The sequence below is a fragment of the Halosimplex halophilum genome (genome assembly GCF_004698125.1).
GTDB lineage: Archaea > Halobacteriota > Halobacteria > Halobacteriales > Haloarculaceae > Halosimplex > Halosimplex halophilum.
In genome coordinates this window covers 83,862-106,417 of record NZ_ML214297.1, presented here as the reverse complement: position 1 = coordinate 106,417, position 22,556 = coordinate 83,862, and the positions used below count along the sequence as shown (strand labels likewise).

Annotated in this window: 26 protein-coding genes and 1 pseudogene; 12 read left to right on the top strand and 15 right to left on the bottom strand. The window is 73.2% G+C overall.

The genetic code is table 11. From position 1 onward, the window contains the following. The first annotated feature begins 58 nt into the window (after positions 1-58). From E3328_RS22665 to E3328_RS00595, 4 genes are all read left to right on the top strand, one after another. Complete coding sequence (locus E3328_RS22665) at positions 59-193, top strand: hypothetical protein (protein ID WP_281275746.1); 135 nt, start codon at positions 59-61, stop codon at positions 191-193. Positions 194-298: 105 nt separating this feature from the next. Then, a complete protein-coding gene (locus E3328_RS00605) occupies positions 299-670 on the top strand; it encodes a winged helix-turn-helix domain-containing protein (protein ID WP_135362698.1) in 372 nt (123 codons plus the stop codon). After that, the gene (locus E3328_RS00600) at positions 671-1,000 is read left to right on the top strand and encodes a type II toxin-antitoxin system PemK/MazF family toxin (protein ID WP_135362697.1); all 330 of its coding nucleotides are present in this window, start codon (positions 671-673) and stop codon (positions 998-1,000) included. It abuts the gene before it with no gap. Between the two features lie 75 nt (positions 1,001-1,075). Next, positions 1,076-1,453: a cupin domain-containing protein gene (locus tag E3328_RS00595; RefSeq protein WP_135362696.1), complete on the top strand. Its 378-nt coding sequence runs from the start codon at positions 1,076-1,078 to the stop codon at positions 1,451-1,453. Between the two features lie 60 nt (positions 1,454-1,513). Here E3328_RS00595 and E3328_RS00590 read toward each other — a convergent pair whose 3' ends face one another. The 6 genes from E3328_RS00590 to E3328_RS00565 all read right to left on the bottom strand — a co-directional run bounded on the left by E3328_RS00590 (position 1,514) and on the right by E3328_RS00565 (position 6,592). Beyond that, positions 1,514-2,095, bottom strand: coding sequence for a hypothetical protein (locus E3328_RS00590; RefSeq protein ID WP_135362695.1), 582 nt, complete (start codon positions 2,093-2,095; stop codon positions 1,514-1,516). Between the two features lie 59 nt (positions 2,096-2,154). Beyond that, positions 2,155-2,679: a cupin domain-containing protein gene (locus E3328_RS00585; protein WP_135362694.1), complete on the bottom strand. Its 525-nt coding sequence runs from the start codon at positions 2,677-2,679 to the stop codon at positions 2,155-2,157. A gap of 36 nt (positions 2,680-2,715) precedes the next feature. After that, positions 2,716-3,108, bottom strand: a complete 393-nt coding sequence (locus tag E3328_RS00580; protein ID WP_135362693.1) for a hypothetical protein — start codon at positions 3,106-3,108, stop codon at positions 2,716-2,718. Positions 3,109-3,257: 149 nt separating this feature from the next. Further along, entirely contained in the window at positions 3,258-5,471 is a 2,214-nt protein-coding gene (locus tag E3328_RS00575; protein ID WP_135362692.1) for an OB-fold nucleic acid binding domain-containing protein, read from the bottom strand. A gap of 134 nt (positions 5,472-5,605) precedes the next feature. After that, on the bottom strand, positions 5,606-5,869 hold the full coding sequence (locus E3328_RS00570; protein ID WP_135362691.1) for a hypothetical protein: 264 nt from the start codon (positions 5,867-5,869) through the stop codon (positions 5,606-5,608). A gap of 102 nt (positions 5,870-5,971) precedes the next feature. Continuing rightward, positions 5,972-6,592: a YIP1 family protein gene (locus E3328_RS00565; protein WP_135362690.1), complete on the bottom strand. Its 621-nt coding sequence runs from the start codon at positions 6,590-6,592 to the stop codon at positions 5,972-5,974. A 667-nt stretch (positions 6,593-7,259) separates the two neighbouring features. On the opposite strand from E3328_RS00565, the gene E3328_RS00560 reads away from it, so the two are divergent. After that, positions 7,260-7,568: a transcription initiation factor IIB family protein gene (locus tag E3328_RS00560; RefSeq protein ID WP_135362689.1), complete on the top strand. Its 309-nt coding sequence runs from the start codon at positions 7,260-7,262 to the stop codon at positions 7,566-7,568. Between the two features lie 158 nt (positions 7,569-7,726). Here E3328_RS00560 and E3328_RS00555 read toward each other — a convergent pair. The 5 genes and pseudogenes from E3328_RS00555 to E3328_RS00535 all read right to left on the bottom strand — a co-directional run. Continuing rightward, positions 7,727-8,206 (bottom strand): annotated as a pseudogene (locus tag E3328_RS00555) (phosphopantetheine adenylyltransferase); the annotation flags it as partial. Between the two features lie 83 nt (positions 8,207-8,289). Next, entirely contained in the window at positions 8,290-8,946 is a 657-nt protein-coding gene (locus tag E3328_RS00550; protein WP_135362687.1) for a winged helix-turn-helix domain-containing protein, read from the bottom strand. Between the two features lie 223 nt (positions 8,947-9,169). After that, positions 9,170-10,252 carry a glutamate--cysteine ligase gene (locus E3328_RS00545; protein ID WP_135362686.1) on the bottom strand — a complete coding sequence of 361 codons (1,083 nt, stop codon included), beginning with the start codon at positions 10,250-10,252 and terminating at the stop codon, positions 9,170-9,172. 144 nt (positions 10,253-10,396) lie between these two features. Continuing rightward, complete coding sequence (locus E3328_RS00540) at positions 10,397-10,846, bottom strand: DUF7313 family protein (protein ID WP_135362685.1); 450 nt, start codon at positions 10,844-10,846, stop codon at positions 10,397-10,399. A 132-nt stretch (positions 10,847-10,978) separates the two neighbouring features. After that, positions 10,979-11,722, bottom strand: coding sequence for an NAD(+)/NADH kinase (locus tag E3328_RS00535; protein ID WP_246022840.1), 744 nt, complete (start codon positions 11,720-11,722; stop codon positions 10,979-10,981). 218 nt (positions 11,723-11,940) lie between these two features. Between E3328_RS00535 and E3328_RS00530 the strand changes: the two genes are divergently transcribed. Together E3328_RS00530 and E3328_RS00525 are read left to right on the top strand one after the other, a co-directional pair. Beyond that, entirely contained in the window at positions 11,941-12,741 is an 801-nt protein-coding gene (locus E3328_RS00530) for a halocyanin domain-containing protein (RefSeq protein ID WP_135362683.1), read from the top strand. Between the two features lie 126 nt (positions 12,742-12,867). Then, positions 12,868-13,536, top strand: a complete 669-nt coding sequence (locus tag E3328_RS00525) for a plastocyanin/azurin family copper-binding protein (RefSeq protein WP_135362682.1) — start codon at positions 12,868-12,870, stop codon at positions 13,534-13,536. Positions 13,537-13,566: 30 nt separating this feature from the next. Here E3328_RS00525 and E3328_RS00520 read toward each other — a convergent pair whose 3' ends face one another. From E3328_RS00520 to E3328_RS00510, 3 genes are all read right to left on the bottom strand, one after another. Beyond that, positions 13,567-14,097 (bottom strand): SRPBCC family protein, encoded by a 531-nt coding sequence (locus E3328_RS00520; protein ID WP_135362681.1) that lies wholly within the window; start codon positions 14,095-14,097, stop codon positions 13,567-13,569. Between the two features lie 98 nt (positions 14,098-14,195). Beyond that, a complete protein-coding gene (locus tag E3328_RS00515) occupies positions 14,196-14,660 on the bottom strand; it encodes a DUF5518 domain-containing protein (RefSeq protein ID WP_167837261.1) in 465 nt (154 codons plus the stop codon). Positions 14,661-14,758: 98 nt separating this feature from the next. Continuing rightward, a complete protein-coding gene (locus tag E3328_RS00510; protein WP_135362680.1) occupies positions 14,759-15,181 on the bottom strand; it encodes a universal stress protein in 423 nt (140 codons plus the stop codon). Between the two features lie 186 nt (positions 15,182-15,367). Between E3328_RS00510 and trpB the strand changes: the two genes are divergently transcribed. Then, entirely contained in the window at positions 15,368-16,525 is a 1,158-nt protein-coding gene (gene trpB, locus E3328_RS00505; protein ID WP_135362679.1) for a tryptophan synthase subunit beta, read from the top strand. Between the two features lie 39 nt (positions 16,526-16,564). On the opposite strand, the gene E3328_RS00500 is transcribed toward trpB, so the two are convergent. Then, positions 16,565-17,629: a M48 family metalloprotease gene (locus E3328_RS00500; RefSeq protein WP_135362678.1), complete on the bottom strand. Its 1,065-nt coding sequence runs from the start codon at positions 17,627-17,629 to the stop codon at positions 16,565-16,567. Positions 17,630-17,723: 94 nt separating this feature from the next. Here E3328_RS00500 and E3328_RS00495 point away from each other — a divergent pair, with 94 nt between their 5' ends. The 4 genes from E3328_RS00495 to E3328_RS00480 are packed head-to-tail and all read left to right on the top strand — an operon-like array spanning position 17,724 to position 22,544. Continuing rightward, positions 17,724-18,836 (top strand): DUF4129 domain-containing protein, encoded by a 1,113-nt coding sequence (locus E3328_RS00495; protein WP_135362677.1) that lies wholly within the window; start codon positions 17,724-17,726, stop codon positions 18,834-18,836. 44 nt (positions 18,837-18,880) lie between these two features. Beyond that, entirely contained in the window at positions 18,881-19,513 is a 633-nt protein-coding gene (locus E3328_RS00490; RefSeq protein WP_135362676.1) for a DUF7269 family protein, read from the top strand. Next, positions 19,510-21,105: a DUF58 domain-containing protein gene (locus E3328_RS21640; RefSeq protein ID WP_167837260.1), complete on the top strand. Its 1,596-nt coding sequence runs from the start codon at positions 19,510-19,512 to the stop codon at positions 21,103-21,105. Before E3328_RS00490 ends, E3328_RS21640 begins: the two co-directional genes overlap by 4 nt. Then, the gene (locus tag E3328_RS00480; RefSeq protein WP_135362675.1) at positions 21,102-22,544 is read left to right on the top strand and encodes a hypothetical protein; all 1,443 of its coding nucleotides are present in this window, start codon (positions 21,102-21,104) and stop codon (positions 22,542-22,544) included. The genes E3328_RS21640 and E3328_RS00480 overlap by 4 nt, the downstream gene beginning before the upstream one ends. The last annotated feature ends 12 nt before the right edge of the window (positions 22,545-22,556 follow it).

Sequence of the window (22,556 nt, the reverse complement as noted above, 5' to 3'; positions counted from 1 at the left end):
TGCGGTCGCCGCGCACATCGACGGTACTTTCTTGCCCGGCGAGTCCTCCCGTTCGACCATGATCGCCACAGCCGACGCGAACGAGTCGGACGAAGGGCCGAGCAGGCCGAAGTTCCGCGGCTGCGTCTTCTGTTACTCGGCCGAGTGGGCCTACTACGGCGCGAAGAAGGGGATCCGCGCGGTCCGGGACTGACTCGCGGCCGCTCCCGGAACGCGGGCGGGCGACTCCGAGCCCCCTCGCTGGTCGTGACGTGCGACGCTCCGAACGCCTAATACAGTTCGCGTACAATTCTCGTATATGCCCGTCGACTTCGAGACGCACGACCCCGGGGACCCGCGCATCGACCTGTCAGAGGGTACCAACGCGCGGCGGTTGCTGGAGTTCCTGCTGGAGACGCCGACCGTGGGGTACACGCCGGCGGAACTGGCGGAGGAGACCGGCGTTCCCCGCGGGAGTGTCGGCCCGACGCTGAACCGGCTCGAATCCGCGGGGCTCGTCCGACACAAAGAACCGTACTGGGCGGCCGCCGAGGACGACCGGATCGCGTCGGCCGCTGCCTCCTTCCTCGGGGTCGAGGCGGCCGCCGACGCGTACGGCGACGACTGGTACGCGCGGAACGACGGCTGGGCCGAGGAGTTGCCCGACCTGAGCGACGAGGAGCGGGACTGAATGGCGTACTCGCAGGGGGCGGTCGTCGTCGCGACTGACCCGTTCGGCGACAATCCGAAGCGCCCGTACCTGGTGCTCTCGAACGATACCGTTCCCTTCCACGGCCAGGAGTACGTCGCGGCGGTCGTCACGACGACGGCCCGGGACGAGGCCGTCGAACTCACCGACGACAGGTTCGAGCGCGGACGGCTGCCGCGCACCTCCTACGTCTCCCCGTGGTCGGTCGTGACGCTCAAAGACTGGATGGTCGACAAACAACCCGCGGAAGCAACCGATGCGACCGTCGACGAGGTGCGCCGGGAGTTGAACACGTATCTCCACACCGGATAGGTCGGAGAGCGCCCGTCGACGGGACCGAACCGATTCGGCCCAGCGGCCTTTCCGCGCGGCGTCGACGTTCTAGCCATGCCAGCGACGGACTTCGACGCCGAACGGGAGTACGACGACGACCAGTTCTCCGCGCAGGGGGTCTTCAAGAGCGACCACCTGAAGGCGGTCTGTGGCTACTTCGAGCCCGGCCAGTTCATCCCGGTCCACGCGCCCGACAGCGACGTGGTCGTCCACGTCCGCGAGGGCACGGGCGTCGTCCGCGAGGGCGACACCGACCACGAGGTCGCCCCCGGCGACGTGGTGGCGGTCCCCGCGGGGGTCGACCGCGGCGTGAAGGCCGACGGGGGCGGTCGGCTGGAGGCGTTGCTCGTGACCGCGCCGCCGCCGACCGACGCCGAACACGACCCCGTCCGCGAGGGGCTACGCCGCGGCGTGTTCGACCCAGGCGAGTGAGCGCGGGCGGCCGGAGCGAGGAACGGACCACCGCCGGCGGGTCGGCCGAGTCTGTGGCCGTCAGTCGCCGCCGTCTGCCGTCGGCTCCGACGCCGTACCGACCGAACAGGCCATCGACGTGGTGAACGTCCCGTACTCGACCGGATCCGACTCGGGGACCCGGACGGTCGTCCGCGAGTCGTTGCAGTCGACGTAGCTCGCCGCGATGTCGAACCCGTACCACGTCCCGCCCTTCACGTGGACGGCCACCTCGTAGTCGACTCGCTCCGTCAGCTCGAACAACAGGTACGCGCCGGGTTCCAGCTGGGGCGTCGGCGAAACCGCGATGTCGGCCGCCGGCGCCGACACCTCGACGGTCACCGGGCGCACCGGGCCGTCCCGCCAGACGACGAGTTCGTGCGCCTGCGCGCCGCTCGGCGGCCCGTCGCCGAGCCGGTACGTCTCGTCCGGCGATTCCGCTTCGGGGTCCGACTGGGGGGCGCGCTGCTCGGCCGGTTCGACGGTTCGGGTCCTCCCGTCGCTCGCGGACGGTCGCTCGGTGTCGGTTCCGCTGTCGGTCGACCCGTCGTCCCCCGGCCCGCTCCGACCAAGACAGCCCGCCGACCCGAGCGCCAGGGCGGCCACGAAGGCGCGTCGTCGCATACCCGTCGAGTCGTTCCCCACCGGAAAACGGCTTCCGTTGGCTCAACTAGACCGTTGAGCTACCCGTCCCAGTAGTCGACCTCCGCGTCCAGGTCCACGGTCTTCGAGATGTATCGGTCCTCGTAGTTACCGGGCGCGCCGCCCGCGAACAGCATCGCCGCGTCGCGCTCGACGAGGACGGACAGGTCGGGCTCGTTCATCGTCGAGACAACGAGAAATCGGGCAGTCTCGTCGCCGCGCGCCTCGACCTCGTGGGCGTGGTCCGGCCCGCTCGGCAGGGCGGCGTAGTCGCCCGGTTCGAGGACGTGTTCACTCACCTCGCCGTCGTTCTCGTCCGCGCCGCGCTCCAGATACAGCGTCAGTTCGCCGCCGAGCACGTAGATGGCTTCCTCGTTGCCGGCGTGGTAGTGGCGGGGCCACGTGCGATTACCGGGTTCGAGTTCGTAGAGGCTCGTTCCTAACTCCTCGCCGCCGGCCGCGACGCCGAGTTGCTTCCGACGGAACTGCCGGTCACCGTGGTCGTACTCGTCCCACTCGAGGTCCGATTCGGAGACGACGGTCGCGTCCTCGCTGTCGTCGCTCATGGCTCGACCCAGCGGCGCGACCGACAAAAACCGTCGCTACAGTTCCAGGGAGACGAACTCGATGTCCTCTTCGATCATGTACTCCCGGAAGTCGGCGACGATGGCCGGCAGCGTCGCGAAGATCCCGCGGTCGAAGGCGGCGACCGCGACCGTGTCCTCGACGAACCCCGTGAACAGCACCTTGTCGTCGGCGACCTTGATGATCTGGTTGACGTTCGTCGCGTCCATCGCCGCCTCGTAGGACGCCTTCGCGGTGAGTTCGTGGAGCTCCTCCTCGACCTCGCGCTCGCGGGCGTCGGTCCAGTCGAGCCCGTCCCGCCGGTGGTGGACGGTCACCGCCCGCGACTCCGGCTCGACTTCCGCGAAGTACCTGAGCGACTCGCCGGCGTGGTCGGCGGTGATCTCTGCCATGTCGGCGACGACGGACATACCGACACGAACGAAATGATGGGGAAAAAGCTTCGGCCGCGACTGTCGGCTGTGATACTCGGCCGCTCATACGGAGTATTGCAAGCGTTTACCGAGTCGACCGCACGACCGCGTGCGGTCGATCTCGGAATGTCTTGCAATACTCCGTATCAGGCCACTTCGTCGGCGACCACGTCGATGACGGTGTCGAGCACCGCCGAGCGCTCGCCGGCGATGTATTCGAGTTTGCCGTCGCGGGCGGAGGAGGCCGTGAGGCCGGCGTTGGGCACCCACTCGCGGGCGCGGTCGGCCACGTCGCGCACGTCGATGGCGCGGTCGCTGCGGATGTGGAGTTCGTCGTCGGAGACGCCGATGACCGCGCTCACGTCGTCGCGGTGGCGGCGGTGCAGCTCGTCCAGCAGCAGCGTCGTCGGCGGGAACTCGTAGCGGTGGGTGAACGCGTCGGTGTCCAGCACCGCGATGTCGGTCCCCTCGACGGTCTGGGTGTCGAGGTTGGCCTCCGCGGTCTCGATCTCCGCGTCGAGCTTCTCGCGGAACTGCTCGCTGACGTGGCCCGCGAGCCCGCCGGGGCCGTCGCCCTCGCCAAAGAGGAGGTCCGTGATGAGTTCGCGCTTGTCCTCGTAGGACTGGTAGTAGGCCTCCAGCGCGACGGCCTCGCGGACCTCGCGGACGGCCGCCTCGTCGTAGCCCGCCTCGTCCGCGGCCTCGGCGTAGGCCTCGGGGGTGTCCTCCCAGTAGCTCACCGCCGGGAGGTGCTGCAGGTCCTCGCGCACGCCGTCGTTGACGTGGGCGGCGACGTTGGCGGCCAGCGTCGCGGCGGTCGTCTCCGGCGCGTCGGTGCCCTCGGGCGCGACGGCGGCGTCGACCGCCGCCTCGATCTCGGGGTCGACCGCCACGTCGTCGACCAGCGCGCGGCCGGCGCCGTACAGGTCGAGCAGCTCGAAGCCGTCGAGCGACTCGCCGGTGGCGCCGGCGGCGACGAAGACGAACAGCGGCAGCTTCTCGTCGTGGCGCTCGCGCGCTTCGAGCATCCGCGTCGCGTCCTTCGTCGCGTCGTCCATGTCGTAGACGCCCTCCTCCAGCGGCCGGCGGTCGAAGTAGTGGTAGACCGCGTCGTGCTGGTCGTGCTGGTCGCGGACGAGCGGGAGCGTCGCCCGCTCCAGGGCGACGCCGCCCACGTAGCCGTCGGCGGTCGCCGCGTGGCGGACGACGACGGGCCGCTCCTCGAGGACCGCGCGCCGGACCGCGGTCGCGACCTCGCGCACGTCCTCGCTCAGCGCCTCGACCGTCTCGTCGGCGGCGATGGGCTCGACCGCGTCGGGCTCGGCCTGCGCGGTCAGCGCGTCGGCCAGCCGGTCGGCGACGGTCTCGCGCTCCTCGCCCTCGAGTTTCACCAGCGCCTCGGTCTCGACCTGGAGCTCGCCGCGTCGCTCGCGGACCTCGCCGTCCAGGCGGACCACGTCGTCGGTGTCGATCTCGGGGTAGGCGCGGACGCCCGCCTCCTTGAACGCGGCGCACTCGACGCTGTCGGTCTCGTCGCGGATCTCGAAGACCGTCGGACCGCTCGTCTGGCGCGCGCTCTCGACGACGCCCTCCAGTCGAACCGTCTCGCCGACCCGGTCGTCGAGCGTCTCGACGGCGACGTGTGTCGGCTCCGCGTCCGGTTCGGCGTCCGGCTCTTCCCCGGAGACGGCGGTCGCGCCGCCCCCGCTGGCGGCCGCCGCGCCGCCCTCGCCCGAGCCGGCCCCGGCGTCGCCGTCGGTCGCCGTCGCCGGCGTCTCGGTCGCGGCCGCGGCGGCGGGCGGCGGTTCGGCGGCCGCGTCGTCGCGCTCGTCGCCGCGGGTCGTCTCCGACTCCGAGTCGTCGCCGCGGGTCGTCACGTCGGAGTCGTCGGACCCGGCTCCGGCGTCGCTGTCGGTGTCGGACGCGTCGGCAGCCGAACCGTCGTCGGCTGCCGCGTCCTCATTTCCCGACTCGTCCTCTTTGAGATACGGTGCGCCCTGCTCGGGGTCGTCGACGAGGGTGCCGCGGAACTCGTTTTCGGCCTGGCGGATCGACCAGCCCAGGTCCACGTTCCCGTTGTCTCGCACCTGCTGGACCTGCACGAAGACGGTGTCGCCGGACTCCCAGTCGAGGCTCTCGAGCCGCTGGTCGAGCTCGCTCCGGTGGAGCAGTCCGGTGACGCTGTCGCCGATGTCGACGAACACGCCGAACTCGGCGTAGCCGTCGACGGTCCCGCGGTAGTAGCGGTCGACCGTCAGCTGGTCGGGCTGGTTCCCGCGGAACTCGAAGACGACGTCTTCCTCGTGGAGGTCGCAGATGCGACCGTCGACAGACTTCCCGCAGATGATACACGAACCCATTGGCAGGTAGAAATGCCCCGGGCCTAAAACGGTTGTCGAAACGCGTCCGTCGCTCGTCCGCACGTTCCGGCGCTCGCGTGCCGCACGATATTCGCGCCCTCAGGCCCGAAAACCGGCAAACAGGCCGCCACGGATCACTCGAAGACCGGACTGTCGTCTTCGAGCGCCTCGATCCCGCGTGCGACCTCCGCGGCCGCCTCCGGGAACAGCGCGACCTCCACCTCGTTGCCGTCCTCGTCCGCGAAGGCGAGCTTGACGCGCTTGTCGCCGAACTCCCGCACCTCGACGCCCTCCACGTCGTACAGCTTCGCCGTCGCCGCCGAGTTCGACGGGCCGACGTGCTTGACCGCGCCGTCCTTGAGTTCGAACGCGAACTCCTCGAAGTCCAGCGTGAGCATACCGGCGATCCGACCGGCGCGCGCTTAAACGGCCGTGGTCGCCTCGGGCGCGGCGCCGCGTGCGGCCACCGACCGGGCCCGCGTCGGCCGGGCACGGAGCCGTCACCCGAGAGCCCCGAGCACGTCGGCCCACGTCAGGCCGGTCAGTTCCGACAGCGCGGCGAACCCCCGGAAGCCGTAGCCGAAGACGAGCGCCGCCGGGAGGGCCGTCAGGACCGCGGCCCTCGGCAGCGACACGTCGTGCACGGCGCTCACGCCGACCGCGAGGAGGACACTCGCGTACGCGGTCGCGGCCACGCGGACGCCCGGATAGGGGAGGCCGGCGAAGGCACAGGGCGCCGCGGCGTAGGCGATGACCTGCACCGTCTCGCTGACGCCCGCGCGGTCCGGCGCCGCCGCGATGAGGATCAGCGTCTGGAGCGCCGCCGTCAGGTGCAGCGCCGCCGGCGCGACGAGGACGACCGCCAGCGCCAGAAAGAGGAGCGTCGAGAGGAGGGGCCGCCCGCCCAGGACCGGGTAGGCGGCCGCCCCCGACGCGACCCGGGTCAGCTCCTCCGCGAGGACGACCGCGCCGGCGAACACCAGCCCGGGAGCCTGGTCGCCCGGCGCCACGCCCGACCGGAACAGCCGACGGGGCCTGACCAGCACCTCCGCCCACGCGCGCGCGAGTGCGACCGCTCCCCGGTCCCGCCCGCCCGTCGGATTCTCGACCCACTGAGTCACGCCCGCAAGTAGGGAGTGGGCCCCAATCACGCTTACTCATCTGTTTCGAGCGGCGACTCTCCGCGCTGTCGCGTCTGCGTGTTCGGTGCAGGTGACGGCTGTTGTAGTGAGCGGTTGCGGTGCGGTTGGCGCGCGCTGGAGCGCGCTCTTGTGCGCGCGACGACACCGCGCGAGGGATTCGCGACTCGCGTGTCGCGAATCGGCTGGGGAGGCTCGTGGCCGTCTGCGGTGCCGTGCGGGGTGGTTGGGGTGCTGTGCGGGGTGGTTGCGGTGCAGTGCGGTGCGGTCCTGGCGGACTGAAAGGGCGAGGCGCGCTCGCGCCGAGAGTCGCCTGAGCGGGCACTATCCGCGCGGGCGGTGCGGAGAGCGCGGATATCCCGCTTGGTTCGAGAGAGCTCCGCTCTCTCGTCATCCCGAAAATCTTCGATTTTCGGCGACAGCGACCGCGAGCGCGTCGAGGGCTTTCAACGCTTGCTGTCCCCTGCAGTAGAGACTCCAGATAGCGAGCGGGCCGAGGGCTTTCAGCGCTCACCGGCGACTGCGGCCACTCCGAGACGACTTCCCTCCCCGACAAGCCCACCAGAAACCACTACTCGACTCGCAGAACGAACCGAACGATTCGGGGCGCGTCGTGCATTTATGTATCCCGAACGCGAACGTCACGGTGATGTACAGCGCCCGCGACCAGGTCGAGAACGCGGAGTGGCTCGACGAGATCGAGGCGACCGCCGAGCGCCTCGACATGGACGAAGCCGCCCGCTCGCGGGCGGCCGATCTGTTCCTCTCGAACGTCCCGGAGACCGACCGCTCGAAGCGGGCCGTCCTCGCGACGAGCGTCTACGTCGCCGGGCTCGTCGAGGGCGACAGCCGCAGCCAGCAGCGCGTCGCCGAGGCCGCGGACGTGTCCCGGCTCACCATCTCCCAGCGCTACGAGGCGATGCTGGAGAATCAGGGGCTGGACGCGCCGGGCTGGTAGGTCGAGTCGGCGGTCGTCGGCGGCGCGCCCGCGACTCAGGCGTCGTCGGAGTCCGCGCCGGGGCCGCCGTCGGCGGTCGCGTCCGTAGCCTCGGTCGCGTCCACTGGTTCGGTCGCGTCCACGGCGCCGCTGGCGGTCTCGGCGTCGGTCTCCCCGGGGGCGTCGCGGCCGTCGCGGTCGGGGGTGAGGTTGCCGTGCTCGTCGATCTCGCCGCGGACGATGCGGGTGCTGGAGATGATCTCGCCGTCCTCGGCGTGGACGTGGTCGACGACCTCGATGTCCAGCGGTTCGACCCCGTCGTCGCGGCGTATCTCGTTGATGCGCTTGGCGCCGGTCACCGTCTCGGGGGAGACGACGATGGCGTCGAACTGCGGCTCGGGTGCGAAGCCGGTCGGGTCGTCGATCCGGCGGATCTCGTAGTCGCGGTCGTACTCCTCCGCGAGTTCGGCGAGTTCGGCGTCGAGGTCGCGGTGGCGCCGGTCGTACGGGCGGACGTAGCGGTCCTCGCGGCGAGTCTTCGGCGCGAGGTCGTCGCTCGTCAGACCGACCGTCGCGTCGCCCAGCTCGAAGGCGCGCCTGAACAGCGCGCGGTGCCCGTCGTGAACCGGGTCGAAGGTGCCACCCAGCGCGACCTTCATACTGGCTCAGTCGGGCCAGGCCGGTAAAGTGCCTTCGGCTTCCGGTGCCCGCCACACCACCGAACGGAACGGTCTCCGGACGGTCAGCCGTCGGTCGCGTCGTCGCCGTCCTCGTCCGCTTCGGCGCCGTCCGCGTCGTCGGTCGGTCCCTCGTCCGTGTCCCCGGCTTCGCCCGTGGCGCCCCACTCGTCGGTCCCGTCGCCGGCCTCGTCGCCGTCTCCGTCGGCGGCCCCGGGGTCGTCCTCGACGGTGATGGTGACGGGCTCGGAGTCGACGGTGGGGTGGTCGTCGTCGCTGCCGAGGATCTCGTCGAGATTGAAGACGGTGTTGAGCTCCGCCTGCACGTCGTCGACGACGTTGCCGACGAGGTCGCTCGGCGCCATCGCCGCGTACTCGTAGGGGTTGTTGCCGGCGCCGTCGTTCTCGCGTTTCCCCCGGGTGACCTTCCCCTCGTCGTGGAGTTCCGCGAGGGCCTCCCGGACCGTGCTCGGGTACAGGCCGGTCCCCTCGGCGATCTCGTCGCTCGTGCTGTCGGGGTTCTGCCGGAGGAAGACGTAGATGCGGGCGCGGGTCTCGGTCTCCAGCACCCACGAGAGCATGTCCACGATCCCCTCGTCGAAGCCCGTCACCGCCCTGTCGGCCTCCTGTTCCAGCCGTTCGCGGACGTTCCCGCCGTCCTGTGGGTCCGCCTCGGGCTCGTCGCTCCCCTCGCCGTCGTCCGCAGGATCGTCTGTAGACATACGTCGCCTCTACGAGGACGAAAGCCCCAGCCGGGTAAAAATCTTGCCGACGTTCCCACGCGCCCGAAATCTCGGGATAGCGCACCAGCGACCGGTCGGGGCCCCGCCGTCCCGCGACGGGCGGCCGGTCCCGTCGTCCGCGCCCGACCCGGATCCGACCCGCGCCCGATCCGGAGCCGACTCGCACCCGGAGCCGACCCGTGCCCGGCCCGGTGCCCCGGCGTCACTCGTACTGCAGCCGCAGCGAGTCACACAGCGCGTCGACGCCCTCCTGTTCGCGCAGCCGGCGCTGGCGCTCGGCGCCGCTCTCGGCGTCGTAGACCTCGCGGATGCCCGAGACGCCGAGCCGTTCGGCCTCCCGGTCGACGAGCTCACCGAGGTCGACCGTCGACTCGAACGATCGGTCGAGCAGCGCGGCGTCGTGGCCGTGGCGCATCGCGCGCCACTTGTGCTCGTCGTACAGCTCCCGCCGGGCGTCGGTGCCGGACTCGCCGTCCTCGTAGCGGGCGGCCAGGTCCTCGACCAGGGCGTGGGTGTACTCGACGAACGCCAGCACCACGTCCGGGTCGGCCTGGCCGTCCGGCGTCCGGACCTCGACGGTGCCGTGGCCCGAGTGGGGGCGCACGTCGAACCACAGTTCCCCGCGGTCGTCGATGCTCTCGGTCTCCAGCATCCGCCGCTCGTAGTCGTCGAAGGCGTCGTAGTCCTCGAAGGCGGTCGGCATCCCGGTGTTCGGGAGCGCCTCGAAGATCTTCGCCCGCGCCGACTGGAGCCCCGTGTCGAAGCCGTTCCAGTACGGGGAGTTGGCCGACAGCGCGAGCATCACCGGGAGGTGCCAGCGCAGCTCGTTCGCGATCCACACCGCCTTGTCCGCGTCGTCGACGCCGACGTGGACGTGCAGCCCCGCCGTCGTGTTGCGGTGCTGGGGGTACTGGATGCGGTCGAGCTGTGCCTTGTACCGGGGTTTCTCCGCGTGTTCGAGCTCGCGCCACTTCGCGAGCGGGTGCAGCCCGGCGGCCGCGATGTCGAACCCGCGGGCGGTGGCGTGGTCGACCAGCGCCTCGCGGACCGCGAGCAACTGCTCGCGGGCGTCTGCGAGGTCCTCGATGACCGGCGTCTGGGACTCGATGACGCACTTGAACAGCTCGTGGTCGAGCCGCCCCGCCAGAATTTCGGGCGGCTCGGACTCGTAGACGAGTTCGTCCGTGCCCGAGGTCGGCCGGCCCTCGTCGTCGACGACGTAGTACTCCTCCTCGATGCCGATCGTGCCCATCCGGCTGAACGCCTCGCGCGAGCCCCGGTCCATCGCTCCGTACGACGGGTCGACGGCGCTAAAAATTTCCCTTCGCGGCACGGAGGCCGCCAGCGTCACCGCGCGCCGACCGCACCGCGCCCTGTCTCTCCGATACCTGTCTGCGAGTCGCGAGCGGAAAACCGGGGGAGAGCGGGCCTACAGGAACTGCCCGAGGGGGCCGTAGAAGAACGTGACGTAGGCGACGTACAGCAGGGCGACGACGGAGGCGCCGATGGCGGCCTTGGGGCGCTCGACGTCGATCTCGCGGCGGACCTCGACCTTGCGGGACTCGAACTCGAAGATGTCCGTCAGGAGGACGAAGACGGCGATGACGGAGAAGACCATCCCGGGGTGGTGGGCGACGGTGAGGTAGTAGAAGCCACCGAGCACCAGGGCGACGTTGGTGAGGACGTGGAAGGGGTGCCGGGAGAGTTCGTCGGCGTCGCCGCTCTCGGCCTGGGAGAGGTGGCGTCGGTGCGCCAGCGCGCGCGCCGCGATGTTCAGGACCACCAGACCGAGGAGGACCGCCTCGATCACGAGGACCTCCCCGGTGATGTGGCTGTCGAGGACCGCGTCGACCGGTCCGAACAGCTCGTATGCAACCATACCGGGAAGATCCGTCCGTCGCCCATTAGAGCTTTTCCAATCCCGCGCGCTCTCGGCCCCGCTCGCGCGCCGAACGTGTGCGAGGCGGTGCGGGACGACCCGTGACGGCCCCACAGCGAAGGGCGGGCGCGCTCAGGCCGGGGGGAACGGCGACCGGCCGGCGGCGACGACGGCGACCGAGACCGACCCCGCGGGGACCACGCGGACGGGCTCGTCGGGCTCGACCGGGCCGACGACCCTGTCGTCGGCGAGGAGGTGGACGGCGGTCTCGTCGCGTTCGACGGTGACGCCGAGGCCGTCGGCGGGGAGGACCCAGTGGTCGATGTCCGTCTCGAAGGGCGCGACGGGGACGACGGCGACGGCGTCGGTGTCGGGCGCCAGGACGGGCCCGCCGGCGTCGCTGGCGTAGCCCGACGAGCCAGCGGGGGTGGCGACGACGACGCCGTCGGCGCGGAACCGGGCCACACGGTCGTCGCCGCGTTCGACCGTGTACTCCGATATCTGTGCGGGCTCGGCGCTGACGAGCATCAGGTCCAGCAGCGCCGTGGCGCGGGTCCGGTCGGCGACGCGCACGTCGACCAGCGGGTGCGAGGCGCGCTCGTAGTCGCCGGCCACCAGGTCGGCGACGGCGTCGGCGACCGCCGCCCGGGGCACCGAGCAGACGCCGGCGCCGGCCTCGACCGGGAGGACGGGGGCGTCCGTGCCGGCGCGGGCGACCGCGAGCAGCGCGGGTTCTCCGACGGCGACGACGGCGTCGCTCCCGTCGACCACGCGGCTGGCCGTCCCCGCGGTCGCGCGGCCGCCTGCGGACTCGACGGCCGCGACGGCCGCGTCGGCGTCGGGCCCCACGACGCCGACGAGCGGGCTATCGCTCATCACCGGAGCGTGGCGGTGACTCGGCAAAAAGGCACCGCACCGCGGGCGCGTCGCCCGCCGGCCGGCGGTCGGGGCTCGGGGCTCGGGAGGTCGTCCGGCGGCTGGCGATACCGTCCGGCGGTCGGACGGGGGGCGCGGAAACTGCGCCGGACGGTCGGACCCCGACCGGTTGGCGTTGCAAGCCGCGGACTCACGCGCGTCGCCGACCGATCGGGGGTATGCGAGAGACCACGCGACGCGGCTTCGTGACCGGCCTGGCCGGCGTCGGCGCGGCCGGAGCGGCGAGCGCGACCGCGGCCGCCCAGGAGACCGAAACCGACGGCGGCGGCGACACGACGACCGGGGAGGGGACGCCGACCGGAGGGGGGAACGGCACGGCGACCGACGGTGGGACGGCGGCCGGCACGGCGACCGACGGGGGGACGGCCGACGGCGGAGGCGGGGCCGCGGACGGCGGAACGGCCGGCGGTGGCGGGGGCGGCCAGCCGGACTTCGACGGCTGGTTCGAGGGCGTGGGCAACTACACCGGCGAGGTCGTCGACCTGCGCGACGAGTCGGACCCGGAGGTCCAGGTCGGGACCGAGGCCAACGGCGGGGCCTTCGGGTTCGGCCCGCCCGCGGTCCACGTCGAGAACGGCGCGACGCTCACCTGGACCTGGACCGGGGAGGGCTGTCCGCACAACGTCGTCGAGGACGAGGCGGTCTTCGACTCCGGGGAGCCCGGCTGCGAGGGGGCCTCACCGTTCGAGTACACCTTCGAGGAGGACGGCATCTACCCGTACGTCTGCGAGCCGCACGTCCAGCTCGGGATGAAGGGGGCGGTCGTCGTCGGAACCGACTACCCGACGGTCGACGCCGGCGGGGGCGGCGGGGGCGGGGGCGGCCCCGGGATCCCGGAGGTGCCCGACGCGGCGCGGACCCTGGGGGTCGCCACGGGCGTCGCGATGGCCGCGACGCTCGGGCTGACGTACCTCTTCATCAAGTACGGCGGCGACTACGGCGAGTTCGAGGAGGCCTGAGTTGCCGGTCCCGCCCGGAGACGCCCTCAACATCCGATCGCGGGGAGTGTGGCGGGGCCGGAGATATCACCGTGAGCCCGGCGCCGTTCCGGTGGATTCACTACGGGCGGGTCCATACGGCCGGGCATGAGCGACCAGAGCGCGGACGTGTCACGGCGTGCGTTCCTGCGCGCCGGCGCAGGCGCCACAGCAGCCGCGGCCGGTGCGGGCACCGCGGCCGCACAGGAGGGGACCGACTCCGGCGGCGGTGGCGGCGGCAACGTCAGGCCCGTGTGGCCCGACTACGTCAGCGACGCCAACGGGGGCGACTACGAGGACCTGCGCGGCCAGTCCGAGGCGACCGTCGAGGTCGGCGTCGGCTCCGGCGGGTTCGCGTTCGGCCCCACCAACATCTGGATCGATTCGGGCACGACGGTCGTCTTCGAGTTCGTCGAGGCGGGCCACAACGTCAAGCCCGAGAGCCAGCCCGACGGCGGGGGCCTCGACGGCACCGAGGGCGGCGAGTTCGCCACGATCGCCGCGGGCCAGACCTATGAGGTCACGCTGGAGACCGGCGGGATGTACACGTACAACTGCGCGCCCCACGCGGGCCAGGGCATGAAGGGCGCCATCGCCGTCGGCAGCGACGTGGAGACCGAAGAGGTCGACACCGGCGGCGGCGGGGGCTCCCGCCCGGAGGTCCCGGACGCGGCGAAGTCGCTCGGTATCGCCACCGGCTTCGGGATGGCCGCGACGCTCGGGCTCGCCTACTTCTTCGTCAAGTACGGCGGCGACTACGGCGAGTACGACGAGTAGACTGGGGCAGTCCCGGTCTCTCCGCTCGGCTCACAGCGCGTCCGGGCGGGTGTGGACCGTCAGGTCGACCTCGCGGGGCCGACCCTCGATGTCGGCGACGATCCGCTCGACGACGCGCTCGGCCTCCTTCTGGATCAGCGGCTTGACCTTCTCGACGACCCACGACAGCGAGACGAACCGCGGGAGGTCGATGCTGCCGGCGTTGACGGAGCCGGGGTCGTACTCGATACGCAACGAGACTCGCGAGGCCGCCTCGACCCCGTCGGGCGCCTCGTCGGCCGCCTCCTCGATGCGCCAGTGGCCGTCGGCGTCGATGTTCCTGGTGACGCGCCAGTCGAGGCGCTGGGGCGGGTCGGCGTCGACGACCTCCGTGTGGGCGGTGTAGGTGAGCTTCCACCAGGCGAAGCGCAGCGCGTAGCGGGTGCCGGGCGACCCGTCGCCGTCGCGGCGGACTTCCTCCAGATACTCGGAGTAGTCGGCGTACCGCGGGAAGTCGACGATGAACTCGTAGGCCTCCGCGGGCGGCACGTGGATGACCGTGCTGACCTCGACTTCGTCCACACCCGCCCTGGGGCCCGCTGGTACTAATAGCCTCGCGACGCGGGCGTTTCGAACGGATCGTGCGGACGGCAGGGAAGGAAAACGGGGTCGGTCGCCGCTCAGGGCGCGGTCTCGGGGTCGACCTCGACGGTCGGATCGACGGCGGCCGGCCCGTGGTCGTCGGCGTCGTCGTCGGTGCGCTCCCGGAGGTAGACGCCGAGGTAGCCGCCGACGGCGCCGGTCCCGGCGACGACCGCGGCGGTGACCGCGAGCGCGAACAGGAGTATCGCGGCGAAGACGGCGGCCCCGAACGCCTCGCCCCCTGCGACCGCGCCGAAGCTGAACACGCTGAACACCAGTACGAGCACCGCGAAGACGGGCACGGCGGCGAGCAGCCCGGAGACCGCGCCGATCCTGGCGCCCTCCGTGCGGGTGCCCCGCTGGAGGTAGCCCGCGACGCCGCCGCCCAGCACCGTCGCGAACGGGATCCACGACAGGACCACCATCACGACCGCGCCGATCAGCGCGTTTACCCAGAAGTCACCCTCGCGGCGCTCGACGAACGAGTCGGATCTCGTAGCCATGAGGAAGTGTACGCTCGCTCACACGATAAAGCTATGTGCCAGTTCGTCCCCGCTTCGGGCTCTGAGACCCGATATTCCGTGTCCGGCCGCGCCGGCGGTCACCGCGTGACGGTCACCGGGACCGACGCCTTGTCGATGACGCTCTTGGCGACGCTCCCGACCGCGCCCGGCGTCTCGGAGCGGCCGCGGTGACCGACGAAGACGGCGTCGACGCCGGCGTTCTCGGCGTACTCGGTTATCGCGCTCGCAGGCCGTCCGGTCAACAGTTGCGTCTCGATCGCGACGGCGCCGCCCTCGGCGGCGTCCGCGGCCGTCTCGACGGCGGCGTCGAGGATCCCCTCGGCGTGGTCGACGGCCGAGGCCTCGCCCGGAAGGACGATGTCCCCGTCGACCAGTTTCGTCTCCGGGGTCAGCACGTGGACGACCTCCAGGTCCGCGTCCCGGACGCTCGCTTCGTCGGCGGCGTGTTCGACGGCGCGGTCGCTGACTGTCGACCCGTCCGTTGCGACGAGGTAGTGCATACCCGACCGTTCGCCGCCGACGCTATAATCGCCTCCGGCCGTTCCCCCTCGCTGAGAACCGGAGCGTGGCCCCCGGTGGGTGCCGGAAGGGTCCGGTGGCGGCCCGACGGACCTCTTGTGGCGGCCCGACGGACCCGCCGCGCCCGCCCGATAGACCTATTGTCGAGAGCGTGGACAGGGGCGGGTATGAGCGACAGCGAGGAGTTCGGCGAGTTCGGCGGCCGACACGTTCCGGAACCGATGCAGGAGCCGCTGGCGCGGCTGGCCGACGCCTTCGAGACGGTGGCACAGACCGAGGAGTTCCGCGCGGAGTTCCGCGCGATCCTCGAAGAGTACGCGGGGCGGCCGACACCGGTCTTCCACGCGGAGAACCTCAGCGAGCGCTACGGCGCGGAGATCTACCTCAAGCGGGAGGACCTGCTCCACGGCGGCGCCCACAAGATCAACAACGCCGTCGGGCAGGCGCTGCTCGCGGCAAAGGCCGGCAAGTCGCGGCTCATCGCCGAGACGGGCGCCGGCCAGCACGGCACCGCGACGGCGATGGTCGGCGCGCTGTTCGACCTCGACACGGAGATCTACATGGGGAAGAAAGACGCCCGGCGCCAGCGGATGAACGTCTTCCGGATGCGCCTGATGGGCGCGGAGGTCAACGAGGTCGAGCGCGAGGGCCAGGGCCTCTCGGAGGCGGTCGACGCCGCCCTCGAAGATTTCGTCGAGAACATCGACGACACGCACTACCTCGTCGGCTCCGTGGTCGGCCCGGACCCGTTCCCGCGGATGGTCCGGGAGTTCCAGTCGGTCATCGGCCGCGAGGCGCGCGAGCAGTTCCTGGAGCGGGTGGGCGAGTTGCCCGACGCGGCCGTCGCCTGCGTCGGCGGGGGGTCGAACGCCATCGGCCTGTTCCACGCGTTCCGCGACGACGACGTGGCGTTCTACGGCGGCGAGGGCGGCGGGGAGGGCGCCGACTCCGGCCGCCACGCCGCGCCGCTGGACGACGGCCGGGAGGACGTGCTCCACGGGATGAAGACCCGCGTCATCGACGACGACACCGAGGTCCACTCCGTCTCGGCGGGGCTGGACTACCCGGGCGTCGGCCCGGAACACGCCATGTTCCGCGAGATGGGCCGTGCGGAGTACCGGGCGATCCCCGACGACGAGGCGCTCGAAGCCTTCCGCGCGCTCAGTGAGGAGGAGGGGATCATCCCGGCGCTGGAGACGGCCCACGGGCTGGCGATGGCAAAGCGGGTCGCCGAGGAGACCGACCACGAGACGATCCTCGTCAACCTCAGCGGCCGGGGCGACAAGGACATGGAGACCGCCGCCGAGCGGTTCGACCTGTCCTGACGGTTCGCCGGTCCCCCGCCCGCGGTCGCATCGCCATCCTCACCGCCGGTCGACCAACTCGCGCAGCCGCGCGACCCGCTCGTCGGTGGGCGGGTGCGACCGCGTCTCGACGTGGAACTCGTCGGGGTCGGCCGGCTCGTCGGCGCCGAACCCGGCGGGAAGCAGACAGAGGCCGCGCACCTCGTCGTAGGCGAGGCGCTTGTCGACGGTCGGGGCCGCGGCCGTCTCGTCGTCCAGCGTCGCGAGCGCGTCGGCGAGAGCGGCGGGGTCACCGGTGAGCCGTCCGGCCGCCCGGTCGGCGGCGAACTCGCGGTAGTGTGATAGCCGACGGGCGACGGCGGTCGTCGCCGTGGCGAAGACGCCCAGGGCGACGCCGCCGAGGACGACCGCGGCGAGTAGTCCGCCGGCGAAGCCCAGCGCGTAACCGGGGTCGAGGGGAGTCGTCCCCGTTGTGACCGCGCCCAGGAGGTAGAGCGCGGCGACGCCGGCGGCCCAGGCGGCGCGGCTGCGGGCCCACGGACCGAGGGAATCCAGCAGGGAGTAGCGGTCGCCGGTCAGCGCCGGGAGGAACGAGGCGAGGGTCATGACGGTCGCGTCGCGGTGCTGGAGGTGGGCGAGTTCGTGGGCGAGCACGCAGTCCAGCCGGTCGCCGTCGAGCGTTTCCAGCAGGCCGGTGCTGACGACGACCGCGGGCGGGCCGGCGCCGTCGAGCGCGAAGCTGTTGGGCGTCTCGCTGTCGACGACGTGGCAGTCGGGCGCCGGGACCCCCGCCTGCGCGGCCAGCCGGGTTATCCGGCTGTCCAGGTCGGGGTACGCGTCGGGGTCGGCGGGTTCCGCGTCGACGGCGGCGAGGGTCTCCCGGCGGACGTAGCGCAGCTGCGCCCAGACGCTGGCGGCGACGAGCGCGGCCGCCACCGGGAGCCACCACAGCGCGGCGACCGACCCGGGGAGGCCGACCGAGCGGGCGACCCGCTCGGCGAGGGCGCCCAGCCACGGGGCGGCCAGCGTGAGGAGGACGCCCACGAACAGGGCGTTCGCGGCGACGACGACGACCAGCGCCGCGGCCATCCGAACGGCGAGCCCGCGGTCGTTCCGGAGGGACACGCGCTCCCGTACACCCCGTCGGGTGAAAAACTGTACGGTCGCTGAACTGTGTCCCGGACGGAAAGGTTTTGACGGGGAGCCCCGACTGTCCGATGTGAAGCAGACGGGTCCCCGCACCGTCCTCGTAGCGCTGGCCGTCCTCGCGGTCGCACTGGGCGGCGCCCTCTTCCCGGCCTCGGGGTTCGGCTCGGCGCCCGCCGACGAGACCGACCTCGTCGGCGTCGACGCCGCCGGCGACCCCGGTGACGCCGCCGACGCGACGCCCGAACGGGCCGGCCGGGCGGTGACCGACGCACCGGAGCCGGCGAACGACGACGCGCCGCCGACGGCCACGACCGTCTCGTCGACCGTCGTCGACGGGACGACGCCGACGGCGACAGCGACGCCGACGGCGACGGCGACAGCGACGCCGACGCCCGGATCCGACGGGGGCGACACCGGCAGTGGCGGCCTCGCGCTGGGGCTGTGGGCGCTCGCCGGCGTGGTGGCCGCGGTCGTCGCCGCGGCGGCGCTCGGCGGACTGTCCTTCGGTTCGGGGGGCGGCTCCGGCTCCGGTCCGGGTCTCGGGCCGGTCTCCCTGCCCTGGCCGTTCGGCGGTGGCGGCGACGGCGACGCCGGCGTCTCGCCGGCCGGGCTGGTCAAGCGGGTCCCGCAGGCGACGATGGTCGCGCTCGTCGGCGCCTCGACCGGGACGGCGCGGGTGCTCTCGACCGCGGGGTCGGCCGCGAGCGACACCGCCTCGGCGCTCGCGACCGTCGTCGCCGGCGGGTCGCGGGCGACCGGCGGCCTGCTGGCCGGCCTGAGTGGACTGTTCTCGGTCTCCGGCGGCTCGCTGCTGTCGGTCACCGGCGTCCTGTCGGGGCTGGCGACCGGCGGCTCCGACGGTCCGGCCAGCCGCGCGCCCGACGCCGACGCGCGGGCGACCGCGCCCGTCGAGCCCGAACCCGACGACGACCCGATCCGGACGGTCGAGGGCGCGTGGGCGGCGTTCGCCGACCCGCTGCCGGTCGCCGACCCCGAGGCGCGGACGCCCGGCGAACTGGCGCGGGCGGCGGTCGAGCGGGGCGACCCGCGCGAGCCCGTCGAGCGGCTCAGGGACGTGTTCAGGGACGTGCGCTACGGCGGCGCGCCGGCGACCGACGACCGGACGCGGGCCGCCGTCGAGGCCGCCAGGGCCGTGCTCGCCCGGCGGGAGGACGAGGGATGAACCTGCCGCCGTCGGTTGGGCCGGACCGCGGGCGCAGCCGGCCGATGGACGTCGACCTCGGGATCGGCGGTCGCCGGACTCGACTCGCCGCGGCCGCGGTCGGCGCCCTCGCGCTCGCGACGGCGGCGGCGCTCGTCGCGGGCGTCGGCGGGGAGCGGTTCGCCGAGGCGGTCGACGCGGTCGTCTGGCCGGCCCGCCCGCTCGTGTACTTCGTCGCGCACTTCGCGCTCGTCCTCGGCGCGTGGTCGCTGTGGCGCGCCCGCTCGACCGGCGGCGGTCCCGACGTGTCCCTACCCGCGCCCGACGACGCCGACCGCGACGGCGAACAGCTGGTCGGCGACGACGTGGACGGTGCGCTCGACGCGCTCACCGACCCGGAGGCGCCCCGGAACGGCTGGAAGCGCGCCGACGTACGGAACCGGATCCGCGGGGTCGCAGTCGACGTGCTCGAAGCGGAGGTCGACGGCGACGCCGACGACGCGGCGCGGCTCCTGAAGACCGGCGAGTGGACGGACGACCCGCGCGCGGCGGCGTATCTCGGCGAGGACGTGGCCGTTCCGGTCCGGATCCGCGTGACCGACTGGGCGAGCGGCGACCCCCACCGCCGGCGGGTCGAGGCGACCGTCGCGGAGCTTGCGGCCCGCGCCGGCGTCGAGACGGAGGTGGTCGAGGCGTGAGCGACACGGTTACCGGGACGACCGACGCCGACGAGGCCGAGGGACCGGCCGACCGCGACGGGGGCGACCAGCGGACCGACGCCGACGAGGTCGAGGGACCGACAGATACCGACGGGACGGCCGCGGAACAGCGGAGCGGCGACGCGGACGCGGGCACGGACGCCGAACCCGACGCGGAGACCGGGTCGTCGCTCTCGGGCGACGGGTCGGGCGTGACGCTGGCGGCGACCACCGGGTCGGAGACGACCGCCTCGGGCGTCGAGGACCGCTGGCTCGCGGGCGCGGTGTTCGCGCTCGCGTCGGTGGCCCTGGGGGTGTTCCTGTCGAACACCGGCCTCTTCCTCGCAGCGATCGTCGGGCTCGTCTACGCGGCGTACGGGTCGGTCTCGCGGCCGCCGTCGCCGTCGCTGGTCGCGGAACGGCGCGTCGACCCGGCGGACCCGAACCCGGGCGACCGGATCGCGGTGACGGTCCGGGTCGAGAACGCCGGCGAGGTCCCGCTGGCGGACGTGCGCGTCGCCGACGAGCCGCCCGCTGACCTCGACGTGGTCACGGGCGACGCCCGCGGGGCGGGGACGGTCGAGCCCGACGACCACCTGACGGTCGAGTACGAGCTCCGGGCGGCCCGCGGCAGACACGAGTTCGGGGACGTGACGGCGGCCGCGCGCAGCGCGGCGGGCGAGGCGGTCCGGCGGACGACCTTCGAGGCGGGCCAGTCGCTGGTCTGTCACGCGACGGTCGACTCGCTGCCGCTGGCCGCCCAGACGGGGATCGGCGCGGGCCGGGTCGAGACAGACTCGGGCGGCGAGGGCGTGGAGTTCTACGCCACCCGGGAGTACGCGCCGGGCGACTCGGCCAGCCGCGTCGACTGGAACCGCTACGCGTCGACGGGCGAGCTGACGACGGTCACCTACCGCGAGTCGAAGGCCGCGACGGTCGTGTTCCTCGTCGACGGCCGGCTCCGGCGGCGGGCCGCGCCGGGCGACCCCGACGCCCGGGACCTCTGTGGCTACGCGGCGGTCAGGCTCGCCGACGACCTCCTCAACCAGGGGACGCAGGTCGGGGCCGCGGTGCTCGCGACGGGCCGGGGCGACCGGTTCGCGACGGGCGGCACCGTTCCGCCCGCGACCGGGACCGAACAGTCGCTGCGCCTGCGAGCGCTGTTGCGGACGAAGCTCGACGTCACGGTGGACGACCTGGACGAGACGGTCGGACGGTCGTCCGCCGCGACAGGCGGCGCCGACGCGGCCGGCCGCGCCGGGCGGACGGACGGGCACCGGGGGATCGCCGGCGGACGGCGCCGGCTGACCGACGGCCTCCCGGCCGGCGCGCAGGTCGTCTTCGTCTCGCCGCTGCTGGACGACGAGGCGGTCCGGGTCGTCGAGCGGCTGGTCGCGCACGACCACGCGACGACGGTCGTCAGCCCGGACCTGACGGGGCGGGGGACGGCCGGCGCGGCGGTCGAGCGGATCGAGCGGTCCGCCCGCGTCCGCGCGGTGACGGGCACTCGCCGCGCGCGAATCGTCGACTGGTCGCCCGCCGAACCGCTCCGGGTCGCGGTCGACCGCGCGGCCGCGAGGTGGGAGCGATGAACGGGCACCCGCGGGCCGGCGTCGTGTCGGCGCGGGGCGCCCTCGCGGTCGCCACGGTCGTCGCGGCGGCGGTGCTCGCGCTCTCCGGGGGACGACCCGCGGCCGTCGGACTCGTCGGCGCCCTCCTGCTCGGGTGGGGCGTCGGGGCGCTGGACCCGTCGCGGACGCGCCGCCTCGCCGCGGGCAGCGTCGCGGTGGTGGTCGGGACCGGGGCGCTCGCGGCGGGGGTCGGGCTCGTGGTCGCCCGCGGCCGGGCGGGCCACGCGGTGGTGCTCGCGGGCGTGGCGGCCGTCGCGGTCGCGGCGCTGGCGGGGCTCGACGGCGAGACGTTCGACCGGCTGACCCGCACCGTCTCGGAGTCCGGGTTCGTCGCCCTGGTGGGGCTCGGGCTCGCGGTCGGGTGGTTCCTGCTCGTCGGGACCGGGTTCGCGCCCGCGGCGGTCCTGCTGGCGTTCGAGGGGGCGACCGCGACGCCCGTCGCCGCCGCGGTCTGGCTGCAGGTGGTCGGCGTCGCCGCCGGCCTCGCGGCCGACCGGGCCGCCCGCGCGCTCGACTCGCTGGTGCCCGGTCGGAGCGGTCCCGAGTCGGACCTGGCCGCGGCGTTCAGGCTGACGCTCGCCGACGTGCCGCGGTGGTACGTGGCGACGCTGGTCGTCGTCCTCCTCCTGGGGTCGACGGCGCTCGTCCGCGACGCGGTCGCGTCGGCGCTGGCCGCCCGCCCGCTGGTCGGCCGCGTCGTCGACGCGGTGTTGCTCACCGGCGTCGCCCACGCGACGCTCGGGGTCGTCCTGGCGCTGTCGCTCTGCGTCGCCGCCGCGCCGGCACTCCACCGGGCGGTCGTCTTCTGGACCGGCTACTCCCCGGGCGACACCGTGGGCTACGCCGCCGGCGGGCTCGTCGCGGTGGCCGTCACCTACCTCGCGAGCGTCGCCGCCGGGCTCGCGCTCGACCGCTCGGTCGGGACGGGGACGGTCCCGGGCCCGGTCGTCGTGGCCGTCTCCGCGCTCGTGGCGACGCTGTGTGCGCTCGTGGCCGTGCTGGCGTTCGTCCGGGGGCTGGGACTCGCGACGGCGACGCTCGTCCGCCGGGCGGAGGGCTTCGCGGTCGGCGCCGCCCTCCTGGTGGTCGGGACGGCGCTGCTCGCGGACGCGCTGCCGACGCTCGTCGTCGTGGCGGGCGCGGCCGGTGCGCTCGCCGTCTGGGACCTGGGCGTCCACGCCGTCGGGTTCGAACGCGACCTGCGGGGCGTGCGGCCGCCGACGCGGACCGAACTCGTCCACGCGACCGCGACCGGGGGCGTGCTGGCCGTCGCCGTCGCGGTCGCGCTCGTCGTCGGCTACTTCGCGGTCCCGGTCCGGGTGCCCGACGAGCGGGCGACGGTCGCGCTCGCGCTCGTGATGGTCTCGCTGGTCTCCTTCGCGGTCGCGCTGCGAGAGTAGCCGCGGCCGCAT